We start from the raw sequence: 13,430 nt of genomic DNA, 5'->3' as shown, positions 1-13,430 counted from the left end.
ACACCAACGAAACTGTGGGAGCTGGCTTGCCAGCGATGGGGCCAGTGGCCTAAGCGCTGACCTTGAGCCCGATCAAACCCGTGATGATCAACGCCACACTGGCCAGCCGAATCAGCGCCATCGACTCACCAAACAGAATGATCCCGGCAATCACCGTGCCCACGGCACCGACGCCCGTCCAGATCGCATAGGCCGTGCCCAGCGGCAATTCCTTCATGGCAAGGCCCAGCAAGCCAAGGCTGACGGCCATGGCGGCAATGGTCAGTGCGGTGGGGAGTGGACGGCTGAAGCCATCGGTGTACTTGAGGCCGACGGCCCAGCCGACTTCGAACAGGCCGGCGAAAAACAGAATGATCCAGGACATGAAAGACCTCCATCGATTGACGGGGTCGTCCCCAGATTAAAACTCGATCGAGCCGCAGGGTCGTCCCCGCGTTGCGCAACATATTGACGAGCATTAACCCGGGGATCAAGTTCTGAAGTCAGTCAGCCGCCTGTCGGGCCAACGTTTCGCGATCGTCCTTCTCGCTCATTCGCCGGAAATACGTCGACAGCAGCGCCCCGGAAATATTGTGCCAAACGCTGAACAACGCGCTCGGTACCGCCGCCAGTGGCGAAAAGTGTGCACTGGCCAGCGCGGCGCCCAATCCCGAGTTCTGCATGCCCACTTCCAGTGCCAGCGATTTGCGCTGCGCCAGCGGCAGGTTGAACAAACGCCCGGTGAAGTAGCCCAGCAAGTAACCGAAGCTGTTGTGCAGCATCACCACAGCCATGATCAACACACCGGATTCGGCGATCTTCGCCTGACTGGCCGCCACTACGGCGGTAACGATGATCACGATGCTCACCACCGACACCAGCGGCAAAACATCCACCGCATGACGAACCTTGTCGCCCAGCAAACGTTGCGCAACCACGCCAAGAACGATCGGCAACAGCACCACTTGCAGGATCGACCAGAACAGCTCCATGAACGACACCGGCAACCACGCCGAGGCCAGCAGCCAGATCAGCGCCGGGGTCAGCAGCGGAGCGAGGAGGGTGGTGACGGCGGCGATGGCCACCGACAACGCCAGATCACCGCGGGCCAGCCAGGTCATCACATTGGACGACGTGCCGCTCGGACAGCAACCGACCAGAATCACGCCGACGGCGATCTCCGGTGGCAGATGAAAAATCTGGCAGAGCAACCACGCCATGCCCGGCATGATCACGAAATGTGCGACCACGCCCAGCGCCACACGCCAGGGTTGGCGGGCGACGGCGGCGAAGTCATCAAGTTTGAGAGTCAGGCCCATGCCGAACATCACCAGCCCGAGCAGCGGCACGATCGCGCTTTTCAGGCCGAGGAACCACGCCGGTTGCAGGAAGGCCACAACGGCGAAAATCAGAACCCAGTAAGCGAAGGTGTTGCCGACAAAGCGGCTGAGTGCAGCCAGTGCGCGCATGGCTTGTTCCTTGTTATGTGAAAGCGTTAGGAAGCTAAGCATACGTCGCCAGCAAAAAGATCGCAGCCTCCGGCAGCTCCTACAGGAAAAATGCATTCCAGTTGTAGGAGCTGCCGAAGGCTGCGATCTTTTAAGCTTTCACACAAAAGGCAGGTCAGATCCCCTGCGGAGTCTCTTCGCCACCCAACGCTTCAACCAGCGCCGGCAGGAAGTCGCCGAATGTCAGCATCATCAGTGTGAAGCTCGCATCCAGCTGGCCGAGGGCCTCTTCGCCGCCGTCCTGTTCCGCCTGATCCTGCAACAGATCTTCGAACTTCAGGCGTTTGACGGTCATCTTGTCGTCGAGCATGAACGACAACTTGTCCTGCCAGGCCAGCGACAGTTGAGTAACGACTTTGCCGGTGCTCAGGTGCAGCTGGATTTCTTCGCTGGTCAGGTCCTGACGCTTGCAACGCACGATACCGCCGTCTTCGTGGGTGTCGCGCAGTTCGCACTCGTCCAGCACATAGAAGTCGTCGGCGGCTTTCTGCGTGGTGACCCATTCGGTCATGGTCGCGGTTGGCGACATTTTTACGGTCAACGGGCGAACGGGCAGGGTGCCGATCACTTCACGCAGGGTCGACAGCAGGTCTTCGGCGCGTTTCGGGCTGGCCGAGTTGACCAGGATCAGACCCTGTTTCGGTGCGATGGCAGCGAAGGTCGACGAGCGACGGATAAAGGCGCGCGGCAGAAAGGCCTGGATGATTTCATCCTTGATCTGGTCGCGTTCCTTCTTATAGACCTTGCGCATTTGCTCGGCTTCGATCTCTTCGACCTTTTCCTTGACCGCATCGCGTACGACGCTGCCCGGCAGAATGCGTTCTTCTTTACGCGCAGAGATCAGCAGGAAATCACCGCTGACGTGCACCAGTGGAGCATCTTCGCCTTTGCCGAACGGCGCGACGAAACCGTAGGTGGTCAACTCCTGGCTTGCACATGGACGCGCCAGTTTGGTGGCCAGTGCAGTTTCCAGCGCCTCGGCATCGACAGGCAGGTCTTGGGTCAGGCGATAGATAAGCAGGTTTTTGAACCACATGGGGTGAGTCTCTCCTTTATACAAAGGGGGGCATTATTGTCTTCGCCGTGGCATAGGCCAACCCTTCTCTAAGCCTTTGGAAGGCCTCGGAAAATTATTTAAAAAAGTGCTTGCCAGAGGTGGGGTCGCTCCGTAGAATGCGCGCCACACCGAAGCGAAGGGTGATTAGCTCAGCTGGGAGAGCGTCTGCCTTACAAGCAGAATGTCGGCGGTTCGATCCCGTCATCACCCACCATTCGTTTCATGTGTTACGCGCAGCGGTAGTTCAGTCGGTTAGAATACCGGCCTGTCACGCCGGGGGTCGCGGGTTCGAGTCCCGTCCGCTGCGCCATATTCGGTAACCTGGAACGCTGAACGCCAGGTCACCACGGAAAAACCCGCCAAGGCGGGTTTTTTTCTGCTCCAAGGTTGTACCCGCGGGATGTGTCGTTTCACCGGTTTTCGGATTTATTTGAAAAAATATTCAATTAAATCAACACGTTACGAAAACTTGTGGCATAATGCGTCCCGTAACGAAGCGAAGGGTGATTAGCTCAGCTGGGAGAGCGTCTGCCTTACAAGCAGAATGTCGGCGGTTCGATCCCGTCATCACCCACCATTCGTTTCAAGCGTTTCGCGCAGCGGTAGTTCAGTCGGTTAGAATACCGGCCTGTCACGCCGGGGGTCGCGGGTTCGAGTCCCGTCCGCTGCGCCATATTCGGTAATCTGGAACACTGAACGCCAGATCACCACAGAAAGCCCGCCTAGTGCGGGCTTTTTGCTGTCTGGCGTTTGAGTATTTTTCGCTGCGTATATCTATGTAGTGCCTGCCAGCCAAGCCGCTTTCGGACAATGGGCAACGTTGTTCATGACTCATTTCGCGTCATGACTCCGTTCAATAGCCTACCGAGAGACTGACCCTATGCCTGACAGCACTGCTGTAGAACCCCCCAAATGTCCGTTGAACAAAAAAAACCTCCTTGCGCAAAATCCGGCGTTCCGGACGTCGGACGACGCTGCCGCGTATTTGCATCGATTGGAGTTCGAATCCAATACCGAGGTGCGCTGGTACATTCTGAAAAATGAGCAGGGACAGTACGTTTGTAAAGAGTTTGCTAAACCCTTAACAGAAACATGGCCTCCATCTACCATTTTCAAAAGTCCGCCCGGTCATTCGATCGAGGCAAGTTTTCATCGGAATGTACCCCTCTCGCCCAACACGTTTAATACTCTTGAGGAAGAAAGTACTCGCAACGAATTCTTCAGGATTTACGATGTGTGGCTTGTTACACACTCCGAGCGCCAGTGTTCCAAGTGTTACGTGTCGTCAGATGGCGGTCTCCTCTCATACACATCCACCTCATCGGCATACGAGGAAGAACTCACTCCCATCATCAGCAACGGCGCTAACGGACTACCTCAGCTGTTTCGGGCAAAGTATGAGAAAGGTTGGCTACCGGCCAGTATCTGGATCCTGTTGGCAATAGCCGCGGGTGAAGTCGCCACGGTCGTAAAAGGTGATAAGTGGGTTCACCGGGGGGAACTGACGCCAGACTGGAACTGGGACGATGAAATCGATCCGGAGCAGGAAGCTGATAAGCCACTCGTCGAACTCATGCCTGTTTGCGGGCCTATCCTCAAGGATGTCACGGGCGTCGCGAATTACCTGCGAATGCAGCAAAAGTCTTGCTCGTCTTCCGGACAAGCCGTCGGCATCGTTCTCAAACACAAGAACCGTGACGAGTATCTTGTAACCGCTGGCGAATTCACCGATTACGCCAGTTTCGATCGTGCGGTGATCTTCCCCAAGGATGTCCATGGCAATCCACTGCTTCCTGATGGCTTCCAGGTAGATGGCTTTTATCACTCGAGCAATCCATTGCCCCTGGACCGTTTACCCCCGCAGGATGTTGATCTCTACAAAAACTTTTTCTCGCCCGCCGACCTGAAAGTCGGGCTGCAACGACTGAACGCAGCACCCCATCAACAACTGTATCTGATCACCCCCGACGGTGCGGTTCTGAGCTTTTCCTTTCCCAACGTGCTCATCAGGCGACTGATCGCCGAAATGTCGGAGGACTTTGAGGAGGATCTGATCGAGGGGGTGACGACCCCGCGGATGTTTGTCGACAAAGTCGTATACGCAGGAGAGTTGGATGTTCTCTTGCCAAGCAAGACCTGGCCGACTGTCGGCCAGGTCTTCCCATCGGCCCCCAGGGAGGCTAAATGCCGTCACTCAGCAGGAAAGATCCTTCGACATTGCGCTGATGACGGTAGTCGCTGACTGCTTCGTACACCGCTTTGCGCAACCGATTGATCCCGCCGATAGGCCGATGCGCTTCAATTCCGAACCACGGATTGAACGACAGGTTATCGCAGGCCAGATTCAGCGCCGGGTTATCGAAATCCTGCGGCGGCAGGGTGATCCGCGCGACCGTTTCGAAGGGCGAATCCTGTTCGCGCCATTCGATGCTGGTGTCCTCGATCGGCATGTAATCATGGGTATCCTGACGCTGAATCTGCAGCACGAAGCAGGCGGGTACGCGATCTGTCGACAGCTGTTGATTCAACGCGCTGCGCAGAAAGTTCGGCAGGTCGTGATTCTGTTCAGGCAGCTTGTAAGCGGGGCAGTTATCCGGATCGGGTGCTACACGAAACTTTGCATTCGCCTCACCGAATTTGTAGGGCGAAACCGAAAAGTATGTGGTTGCCGTCGGGCTATCCGGCGGCGGCGACAATGTTGCCAGCGCAATAAACAAATGCCTGATCTGCCAGGTGCGCGGATCCCACCCGGGGAAAAACGCCATGACCTTTTTGCCGTCAGCCTGCGCGGCCACATTCTGACGGTACTCGGCGACATCGCTGACAAAGAAATTCGGGTGGCTGAACATCACGAAGTCTTGTTCATGTTGTTGCTGGCGGTTGTCGAGCAATTGTTTGCCGGCAACGTCGAACAGTTTGATCGCCATGCCTCGGGCATCGCGCATGCTGTCGAACTGCGGATAGGCGTTGCCGTTGGACAAGCGAATCATCGCCTGCCAGGTTTTACCCGGCTCGCTGAACACGCCTTGTCGCAATGACTGAGTCAGTTCCGGCAAAACCTTCACTTCAGCTTTTACGCAACCATGTGCCTTGGCGTGAGCATCGCGCAGATAGCGTGTGCCTTCGCGGTGTTGATCGACAATGCGCACGGCCGTCTGGATCACGTCCTGAGTCATGCCTGCTTCACTGGCCGGGACCTGCTCCAGTGCCGACACCGGGCCACGATGCTGCCAGGCGAACCATGCCGTGGCGACGGCCCAGCCGAGCACGCCGATGACGAGCAGGATCAGCAGGGTTTTGCCCAGCAAACGGCCTAGCCATAACCAGATTCGGGCCAGTACCGGCAGTTCTTTTTTAAAGGTCGAAATCATGGCAATTGCGCCTCCAATGGGCCGCCGAGAACTTTCAGGTATTCCAGCAATGCCCAGCGCTCCTCAGGTTGCAGCAGTCGGCCGATGACGCCATTGCCACGCGCGCCGGCGCGGAATTCATGTCCGCTGTTGCGATTGCCGCTGATGCGCGTATCGAAAAGGAAACCATTGGTGAAGGCTTCGGTGCGATATCCCAAGTGCCGCGGGTCGTATTCGAAGGTGCCTTTATAGAAGGTGGTAGCGCGCTCATCCTGCGGCGACAGCAACTGATAAAGGTTTGGCACTGAGCCGTTATGCAGAAACGGCGCAGTGGCCCAGACGCCGGCCAATGGACGCGCCTTGTAGGCGAGCTTTTCGCGCACGCCGATGGGCAGACCGAAACCGTCGAGGCGGGGTTTCTCTTCAGGGCTGACGTTTGCCTCGCGATAGGCACGGTTTTCGACGAATGCAGTGACGTACGCCAGACCTTTGGCCACCGACAACTGGCTCAGATCCAGCGGCTCTTTGGGCGAGGGATGCAGTTTCACGTCCATTTTTTCCAGCTCCTGCAAATTCCATTGCAGGGCTGTCAGGTCGAAACGGTGGCTGGCAACGTTGTTGGCCGCGTTCGAATCGGTGCCGATCACCGCGACGGGCAACATGTGCAAATGCTGCACCCAGCGGTCGCCTTCCTGGGCCTTGCGCGGGACGTGGCAACTGGCGCAGTTTTCGACAAACAGCGTACGGCCCTTGGTGGCCAGCGGCTTGTCGACGGTACCGAACAAGTCTTCGGGCCAGGTGGGTGGTTGCAGGCGTTGCAGGGTTTCTTCGATTTTATGCAGGTCGCGCACGCGCACGCTGGATGCGTAGCGATCATCGCCTTGCAGCGGCTGGCCGTTGGCATCGAAGAAATTCAGAGTCGCGCCGACGCCCAAAGCCTCGCCAATATTGCGCGCCATCGGTTGTTGCGCCGAACCGTTCCACTGCACCCAGTCGAACGTCCACATGTCCCACAGTTGCGGGTAGTCCACCGGCGCGTTGGCCACGCGGTAGTTGGTGGGGGAAATCGCGTCGCCGAATGTCGCGTTGGCAATTCGCCCGAACGCATCGGTACGGCCGGGGCCTTCCTCGGTTGGGTAGAGGCCGCGGTGAGTGTCGTTCCAGGCGACTTTCACGAAGGTGTCCAGCGAGGCTTTGAAATCATTGCGCAGCTGTTCGTGACGGGCGTCGTAGTCATTGCCCAGAACACTTCGGGCGAAGCGTTCGAATTTCCACGGGTTGTAGTAAGTCGAGGTCAGACTGGCGACCAATGCCTGTCCGAAACTGCCACCGCGTAATGTAGGAACGCTGGAAGGCAAGACATGCTGTGCCGTACCGCCGTCGATGCGCACAGCCTGACCGTTGAATCGCAGTTCACCGGTGTGGCAAGCCGCGCAAGTTATGTCCAGATATTGCTCGGAGTTACCAGGATTCTGGTGTCGTGCGAAACCGACCGGAAGGTTGCCGGGGTTGTTTGGCGTGGCTTTTTGCTGCGGATCAATCAAAAAGCCAAAGCGCGCGAGGTATTCCGGGGAGGCGAAACGCTGCTGCGAGAATGGCAGCTCCAATGCCTGGAACCATTCATAGCGCAGCCCTTTGACCTGTGTGCCCTGGGGCGTGAAGTAATAGGTCTGCCGCTCCTGTTCAGTCCACTGATTCAGGTAATGCACCTGCTGGGCGGGGATATAAACGGGTAATTTCGGGTTGGCGACGTAATACAAAACCACCGCCAGGACGAGTCCCAGCAGGAGCGCGATCAGGGTCAGCACACGGAGTAAGAGGCGCAAGTTAAACATCCTTGTCAAATTGTTGCGCTGTTATGCCTGAGCCTGACCTTATGCGGCAAGTGGCCATTACGCCAGATATTGGAGCAAGGAGAGTCGGTCGTTGTCGGCGGCAGATGACAGAAGCTTCATCGTGTCTGCACCCCAATGCGTTTTAATCCCTGAACTTATCGGAAGTTTCCTGCTCTCATGCCGGTAGCCATTGGTCGTGGCGGCCTGATAAGCTCGCGGCTTTACTCGATTGCCCTTTCGGCGCATGAACAAGGAAATAGCATGAAACAGCATCGGTTGGCGGCGGCGGTAGCCCTGGTTAGCCTGGTACTTGCGGGTTGTGATTCGCAGACCAGCGTAGAGCTGAAAACCCCGGCGCAAAAAGCTTCCTACGGTATCGGCCTGAACATGGGCAAGAGCCTTGCTCAGGAAGGCATGGATGATCTGGACTCCAAAGCGGTAGCCCAGGGCATCGAAGATGCCGTCGGCAAGAAAGAACAGAAGCTGAAAGATGAAGAGCTGGTCGAAGCTTTCGCTGCGCTGCAAAAGCGTGCCGAAGAGCGCATGGCCAAGATGAGCGAAGAGTCGGCATCTGCCGGCAAGAAGTTCCTCGAAGAAAACGGCAAGAAGGCGGGTGTGACTACCACCGCTTCCGGTCTGCAATACGAAGTGGTCAAGAAAGCCGACGGCGCACAGCCCAAGCCTACCGACGTAGTGACCGTTCACTACACTGGCAAGCTGACCAATGGCACCGTATTCGACAGCTCCGTCGAGCGCGGCAGCCCGATCGATCTGCCGGTGAGCGGCGTGATTCCGGGTTGGGTTGAAGGTCTGCAACTGATGCACGTTGGCGAGAAGTACAAACTGTACATCCCTAGCGATCTGGCTTACGGCGCGCAATCGCCAAGCCCGGCAATCCCGGCCAACTCGGTTCTGGTCTTCGACCTGGAACTGCTGGCCATCAAGGATCCAGCCAAAGAAGACGCCGCTGCCAAGTAACCGGTAACGGCTTCGACAACAACGCCTCGCTTATGCGGGGCGTTGTTGCATCTGGACCTTGACAAGGGTAAACAGAGCGAACCGATGCCGGTCAGAAGAGTCATAGCCTTTAAGGCTGCCCGCGCTAGACGCCCTGAGCCGCCAAGTCAATGAAATATTGGGGTTTTTTATGTGAGTAAAAAACGCCCGATCTGAGCGCAGCCCTTATAAAACGGGGCTCTCAGCGCGCAAATGCAGCTCTGTTCACAAGGTTATCCACAATTTGTGTGGATAACATTTCAACGGGAGGAATAGATGAAAGCTCCGTGGAATTTCGCTCGATTCCTGCCTCTGGCTGGCCGTCTGCTGGCTCGCGGTCGTCTGCCGACCTTGCTGTTCGCCGTGGCCAGCAAAGGCGCCGCGCAAGGTAATCGGCTCGGCAAGCTCAAGGATGATCTGCGTTTGCTGCAGGCATTGTGTCTGGCTTACTGGCGCGGTGATTATCGGGCGATCAGTGGCAAAGCCCTGGTGTCAGTAGTCGCGGGCCTGATGTACTTCCTCAGTCCGGTCGACGCGATTCCGGATTTCATCCCGGTATTCGGCATGCTCGATGACATCGCTGTCCTCGCCTGGCTGATGAAAGTCCTCGATGATGAACTCAATGCCTTCCGGCTCTGGCGCAATCGCCAGCATCCGGAAAAACTCGCGGTCGCCGAACGCTTGCCCGATACCCCCGAACAACTTCAGCTCCAGGGTCCGAAAAAGCCCTGATTCAACCAGCCTGCGCACAGATAGATACCCCTCGCGACCTTGGCCGCTGTTAGGATTACACTTCTAGGGAAAAGCGCCGACTCGCTAAGTGTTGTTGTCCTACGGGGTAGACATGGATATTCAGATAATTGCACGCGATGGCGAGCCCGAATACGCGGTTCTGCCTTGGGCTCAGTATCAGGCTCTATTGAAAGCAGCAGGCATCAAAGAAGCACCGTCGCGGCAGGCTCCAGAGCCGCTCGCGGCAACACCGGACCCGATTCTTCCAGGTCTGGATCAACTCCGCAGTTTGCGCGAAGGGAAGGGCATCGCCATCGAGGCGCTGGCCCGCACGGTAGGCATCAGCCCGTCATATCTGGCCATGATCGAAAGTGGCGAGCGTCTGCCAGACGCCGCGATTCGTCGTAGCCTCGCTTGGGAGCTGACGGTGCCAGGGTGGAGGGATGAATCGTGAGCGTACGCATCAGTCGTCAACATTGGGACGGATTACTCGGGGAGCTGGATCAGGCGCGCCGCCAGCGTCATCTATTGACCTACCGCGCGTTGCTTGAACGGCTGCAATTGCCGACACCAGCGATGCAAACCTTGACCGCCGCGCTTGAGCATCTGGCCGCGCTGGATGCCAAGGCCGAGCAGCCGTTGCGCAGTTCGCTGGTTATCAGCCAGGGCGCGAGTCGTTTGCCACGCACCGGGTTTTTTGAATGTGTCGAACGTCTGGGGCGGTTTTCCGGGCCGTCCGATGGCGTTGCCGCAGCGTCCTGGCATGCGTCGGAAGTGGTCAGGGTTTTCGAATATGAATACCCGGAATCAGCGGAGGCCTGAGTGTTTTTACGACTCAAGGCGCGGGCCAGTTATTGGCTGGCTCGCAGGCTGTTTCACTGGTCATGGTTTGTGCGCCAGCCTCGCGGGTGGCGCTGGCTTGAAGGTCAGTTTGCGCGCATGGCCAACCTCGGCGATGTCGGCGCGCAAAGCTTCTATGGCCACATCCTGACCTTTCGCGGTGTGGGGCTGGGAGCGCGTGAAGAAGGCGTGCGCCTGTTGCGGTTGGCGGCTCTGGCCGGCGATGGCAAAGCGGCCTATCAAGTCGGCGTGATCAGTCTCGCGGGTACAGCGAGCAAAGCGCCAGACCCTGACGAAGCCGCGCGCTGGTGGGGTATGGCCGCCAAGGCCGGGCACCCGTTGGCCGAGCTTAAATTGAAAGAGCTGGGTGCTGGAGATTCAACGCAGTAAATCCAGTTGTGTCGTCCGATAAACGGGGCGTGAGGGAAACCTCACGCCCCGTTTGCGTTTTGTTGTCCGTTTAGGTTTTTGCTGTTTTGCAGATAAGTCCTACAGCCATCGCCTACTTGCCTGACTTCTTTTCTGACTGATCCCCAGCACAGTTCCCGCGCCTAATTTTTGCGCGAGGGAACGCTCATGTTCGACCCGGTCATTCAGTTCATCTCGCACAGCCGCGTGCGTTGATGGAAGCCATCACCCGCATCGAGCAAGCACTCGACAGCTTTCCAGAAACCCTCAGTCTTTACCGCGAACAGCTCAAGCATTGGGCCAGCCGCACCGCCGATACCGTCAGCCACGCCGCTGATCTGCCCTCGCTGGTAGGCATGGAACGGTTGATCCGCTTCGGTGAAAACAGTACCGCCGTCAGCAGCAGCGACAACAAATTCTTCTCCAATGTCGTCCAGTGCCCGAAGGGCGGATTGATGTTGATCGAGAGCAAGTTCGAATCGGTCTACGACATCCCGCTGGGCAATATCGTGGTCGATGTGGTGGCGATGGATGGCGGCGAATCGACGCCCGTCACCCTCGATGCCAAAGGTAAAGGTGTATTCGAAGGCACACCGGGCAAGTTCTATCGCGTGCATGTGCACAGTGAAGTCAGTGAGGATCAGGTCGAGGAGCTATTCAAGTCCTACGACGGCTTGAGCGGTGAACTGGATGGCTGGTTGCGCAACGAATGGCAGGGGTTCAAGCCGCAGTGGTCGCAGTCGGTGGCGACGGCGGCAGGCAACGGCATGTTGGCCGGTAGTTGGGCGGCGATCGAAGGGGTGTGGGACAGCATTGGAATGCTGTCGGACATTCTCAAGGATCCGGGCAAGTTTGCGGAGCAGTTGGGCAGTGGCGCGACTGACCTGATCAATCTGGCAAAAACGGCTCCTGAGGTCATGGAGCAGCTTCAGTTGCTGGTCAGTGACGAGGCCGCGCTGTGTTTGCTGTTACGTACCGCCAGCCTTTGGCTGGAGATGCTCCCACCCAGTGAAGTCGCCGGCAAAACCGCAGAAGCGGTGTCGATGGTGATGGTGCAGGTGCTGATCGATGTGCTGATCGCCGTCGCACTGACGTTCGCGAGTGGCGGCGGCGGAATCGCTTATCTGACGCTACGGCTGGCAGGTCACGCGGTTCAACTGCTGTCGGCGCTGGTGCGGTTGGTGAAGGCGATGTTCGGCATCGTCAGCGGCTTCATCAAGTACGTTGATCAATACAAGACCGTTGCCGCGCGCGGGATCGCCGCCAGCGTGAAAAAAGGCCGGATGCAATTGCGCTGGAATGCCAAGCGCAACGCCTCGTTGAAGCAAAACGAACACCACGACGATTCGCCGGATCAGGCGAAAAATCCCAATGGCGACAGCGCCGATTGCGTGTCACTCACCTGCAGAGACGGCTGCCCGGTGTCGATGGTTACCGGTGAGGAACTGCTGACTCTGAGCGATGGCGTGCTTGATGGTTTGTTGCCATTCGAGTTCACAAGGCTTTATCGCACCAGTGCCGCCGAGATCGACCTCGGGCTGGGGTTTGGCTGGAGTCATTCGCTGGCGCATCGACTGGAGTTCGATGGCGACTGTGTTGTCTGGGTTGACCATGAAAACCGGCGTACGCGGTTTCCGTTGCCGAGTGTTGAGCGGCCGGCGATCCATAACAGTCTGTCGCGAGCGGCGATCTTTCTCGGGGATGAACCGGAGGAATTGATCCTCGCGCTGGCGGGGGATGTGGCGCGGTTTTATCACTTTCGCGCCGGGCGGCTGACGGCGATCAGCGATGCGTATGGCAATCGTCTGCGCATAGTTCGGGATCGGCAGGATCGGGTTCAGCGTCTGGACAACGGCGCGGGTCGGGCGCTGTTGTTGCGGTATGACCGGGCGCATCTGATCGCGGTTGATTACCAGCGCTTTGACTCGGCGCTGAACCTTGCCGAGCCTTGGCACACCGAACACACCCTCGTCAGTTATCGCTACGACGCCTATCAGCATCTGGTCGAGGCGCGTAACGCGGTCGGCGACAGCGAGCGTTACGACTACGACGATCAGCACGTCATTCTCCAGCGGCAACTCACGGGCGGCGCGAGTTTTTTCTGGGAGTGGGAACGCGCTGGCAAGGCTGCACGTTGCGTCAGGCACTGGGCGTCGTTCTCGCAAATGGACACGCGTTATGTCTGGCATGACGACGGCAGCGTCGTCGTGCATCACGTCGATGGCACCGAAGAAACCTACGTCCACGACGACCGTGCACGACTGGTGCGCAAGGTCGAGGCCGACGGCGGCGAACACCTCAAGACCTACGACGCTGCGGGCCGCTTGGTCGCCGAGCAGGATCCCTTAGGCGCCGTCACCGAATACCGCTACGACGATGTCGGACGGCTGATCGCGCTGCTTCCGCCAGACGATGTGCCAACGTCCTACGAGTACCGCAACGGTTTCCTGCACAGCCGCTCACGTGGCGACGCGGTATGGACCTACCGGCGCAATGCTCAGGGCGATGTCACTGAGGCGGTCGATCCCGATGGTCAGGTCAGCCATTACCACTACGACGCTCGCGGGCAGTTGCTGTCGATCCGTTACCCGGACACCGGTCGACACGTGTTTGTCTGGAACCCCCTCGGTCAGTTGGTTGAAGAAACCCTGCCCGATGCTGGCGTGCGGCGTTTTTCCTACGATGCGCTGGGGCGCAGGACTACCACTGTTGATGAACACGGTGC

At 58.0% G+C, this 13,430-nt stretch carries 12 protein-coding genes and 4 tRNA genes; 11 read left to right on the top strand and 5 right to left on the bottom strand.

Annotated elements, in window-relative coordinates; translation table 11 throughout:
* Window positions 1-49: 49 nt before the first annotated feature.
* The 3 genes from sugE to rdgC all read right to left on the bottom strand — a co-directional run bounded on the left by sugE (window position 50) and on the right by rdgC (window position 2,523).
* Window positions 50-364 carry a quaternary ammonium compound efflux SMR transporter SugE gene (sugE, locus tag ICA16_RS13610; protein ID WP_042558337.1) on the bottom strand — a complete coding sequence of 105 codons (315 nt, stop codon included), beginning with the start codon at window positions 362-364 and terminating at the stop codon, window positions 50-52.
* A 118-nt stretch (window positions 365-482) separates the two neighbouring features.
* Entirely contained in the window at window positions 483-1,448 is a 966-nt protein-coding gene (locus ICA16_RS13605) for a bile acid:sodium symporter family protein (protein ID WP_210700812.1), read from the bottom strand.
* A 154-nt stretch (window positions 1,449-1,602) separates the two neighbouring features.
* Window positions 1,603-2,523, bottom strand: a complete 921-nt coding sequence (gene rdgC / locus ICA16_RS13600) for a recombination-associated protein RdgC (protein WP_042558339.1) — start codon at window positions 2,521-2,523, stop codon at window positions 1,603-1,605.
* A 159-nt stretch (window positions 2,524-2,682) separates the two neighbouring features.
* Between rdgC and ICA16_RS13595 the strand changes: the two genes are divergently transcribed.
* The 5 genes from ICA16_RS13595 to ICA16_RS13575 all read left to right on the top strand — a co-directional run bounded on the left by ICA16_RS13595 (window position 2,683) and on the right by ICA16_RS13575 (window position 4,786).
* A tRNA-Val gene (locus ICA16_RS13595) sits at window positions 2,683-2,758 on the top strand.
* A 19-nt stretch (window positions 2,759-2,777) separates the two neighbouring features.
* A tRNA-Asp gene (locus ICA16_RS13590) sits at window positions 2,778-2,854 on the top strand.
* A 191-nt stretch (window positions 2,855-3,045) separates the two neighbouring features.
* A tRNA-Val gene (locus ICA16_RS13585) sits at window positions 3,046-3,121 on the top strand.
* Between the two features lie 19 nt (window positions 3,122-3,140).
* Window positions 3,141-3,217 (top strand) — tRNA-Asp (locus ICA16_RS13580).
* A gap of 207 nt (window positions 3,218-3,424) precedes the next feature.
* Window positions 3,425-4,786, top strand: coding sequence for a hypothetical protein (locus ICA16_RS13575; RefSeq protein ID WP_210700811.1), 1,362 nt, complete (start codon window positions 3,425-3,427; stop codon window positions 4,784-4,786).
* On the opposite strand, the gene ICA16_RS13570 is transcribed toward ICA16_RS13575, so the two are convergent.
* Window positions 4,725-5,915: a catalase family protein gene (locus ICA16_RS13570; protein ID WP_210700810.1), complete on the bottom strand. Its 1,191-nt coding sequence runs from the start codon at window positions 5,913-5,915 to the stop codon at window positions 4,725-4,727. The genes ICA16_RS13575 and ICA16_RS13570 overlap by 62 nt on opposite strands.
* Window positions 5,912-7,720 carry a di-heme-cytochrome C peroxidase gene (locus ICA16_RS13565; protein ID WP_210700809.1) on the bottom strand — a complete coding sequence of 603 codons (1,809 nt, stop codon included), beginning with the start codon at window positions 7,718-7,720 and terminating at the stop codon, window positions 5,912-5,914. The genes ICA16_RS13570 and ICA16_RS13565 overlap by 4 nt, the downstream gene beginning before the upstream one ends.
* 270 nt (window positions 7,721-7,990) lie before the next feature.
* Between ICA16_RS13565 and ICA16_RS13560 the strand changes: the two genes are divergently transcribed.
* From ICA16_RS13560 to ICA16_RS13535, 6 genes are all read left to right on the top strand, one after another.
* Entirely contained in the window at window positions 7,991-8,707 is a 717-nt protein-coding gene (locus tag ICA16_RS13560; protein WP_042558398.1) for a BamJ family beta-barrel-assembly machinery protein, read from the top strand.
* A 294-nt stretch (window positions 8,708-9,001) separates the two neighbouring features.
* Complete coding sequence (locus tag ICA16_RS13555; protein ID WP_150618477.1) at window positions 9,002-9,457, top strand: YkvA family protein; 456 nt, start codon at window positions 9,002-9,004, stop codon at window positions 9,455-9,457.
* A 112-nt stretch (window positions 9,458-9,569) separates the two neighbouring features.
* Complete coding sequence (locus ICA16_RS13550) at window positions 9,570-9,911, top strand: helix-turn-helix domain-containing protein (protein ID WP_210553651.1); 342 nt, start codon at window positions 9,570-9,572, stop codon at window positions 9,909-9,911.
* Window positions 9,908-10,279 (top strand): hypothetical protein, encoded by a 372-nt coding sequence (locus ICA16_RS13545; RefSeq protein WP_003223109.1) that lies wholly within the window; start codon window positions 9,908-9,910, stop codon window positions 10,277-10,279. Before ICA16_RS13550 ends, ICA16_RS13545 begins: the two co-directional genes overlap by 4 nt.
* Window positions 10,280-10,687 (top strand): SEL1-like repeat protein, encoded by a 408-nt coding sequence (locus tag ICA16_RS13540; RefSeq protein WP_150601260.1) that lies wholly within the window; start codon window positions 10,280-10,282, stop codon window positions 10,685-10,687.
* 233 nt (window positions 10,688-10,920) lie between these two features.
* The coding region (locus ICA16_RS13535; protein ID WP_210700808.1) for a DUF6531 domain-containing protein at window positions 10,921-13,430 on the top strand (2,510 nt) is incomplete at its 3' end.

Source organism: Pseudomonas anatoliensis (assembly GCF_017976235.1).
Taxonomy (GTDB): Bacteria; Pseudomonadota; Gammaproteobacteria; order Pseudomonadales; family Pseudomonadaceae; genus Aquipseudomonas; species Aquipseudomonas anatoliensis.
The sequence above is the reverse complement of the archived record's forward strand: the minus strand, read 5'-3'. Positions and strand labels throughout refer to the sequence as shown.

Bases quoted from the DNA above. Each gene is read 5' to 3' on its own strand.
- sugE (WP_042558337.1), bottom strand. From the start codon at position 364: ATGTCCTGGATCATTCTGTTTTTCGCCGGCCTGTTCGAAGTCGGCTGG.
- ICA16_RS13550 (WP_210553651.1), top strand. From the start codon at position 9,570: ATGGATATTCAGATAATTGCACGCGATGGCGAGCCCGAATACGCGGTT.
- ICA16_RS13570 (WP_210700810.1), bottom strand. From the start codon at position 5,915: ATGATTTCGACCTTTAAAAAAGAACTGCCGGTACTGGCCCGAATCTGG.
- ICA16_RS13560 (WP_042558398.1), top strand. From the start codon at position 7,991: ATGAAACAGCATCGGTTGGCGGCGGCGGTAGCCCTGGTTAGCCTGGTA.
- ICA16_RS13575 (WP_210700811.1), top strand. From the start codon at position 3,425: ATGCCTGACAGCACTGCTGTAGAACCCCCCAAATGTCCGTTGAACAAA.
- ICA16_RS13555 (WP_150618477.1), top strand. From the start codon at position 9,002: ATGAAAGCTCCGTGGAATTTCGCTCGATTCCTGCCTCTGGCTGGCCGT.
- ICA16_RS13605 (WP_210700812.1), bottom strand. From the start codon at position 1,448: ATGCGCGCACTGGCTGCACTCAGCCGCTTTGTCGGCAACACCTTCGCT.
- rdgC (WP_042558339.1), bottom strand. From the start codon at position 2,523: ATGTGGTTCAAAAACCTGCTTATCTATCGCCTGACCCAAGACCTGCCT.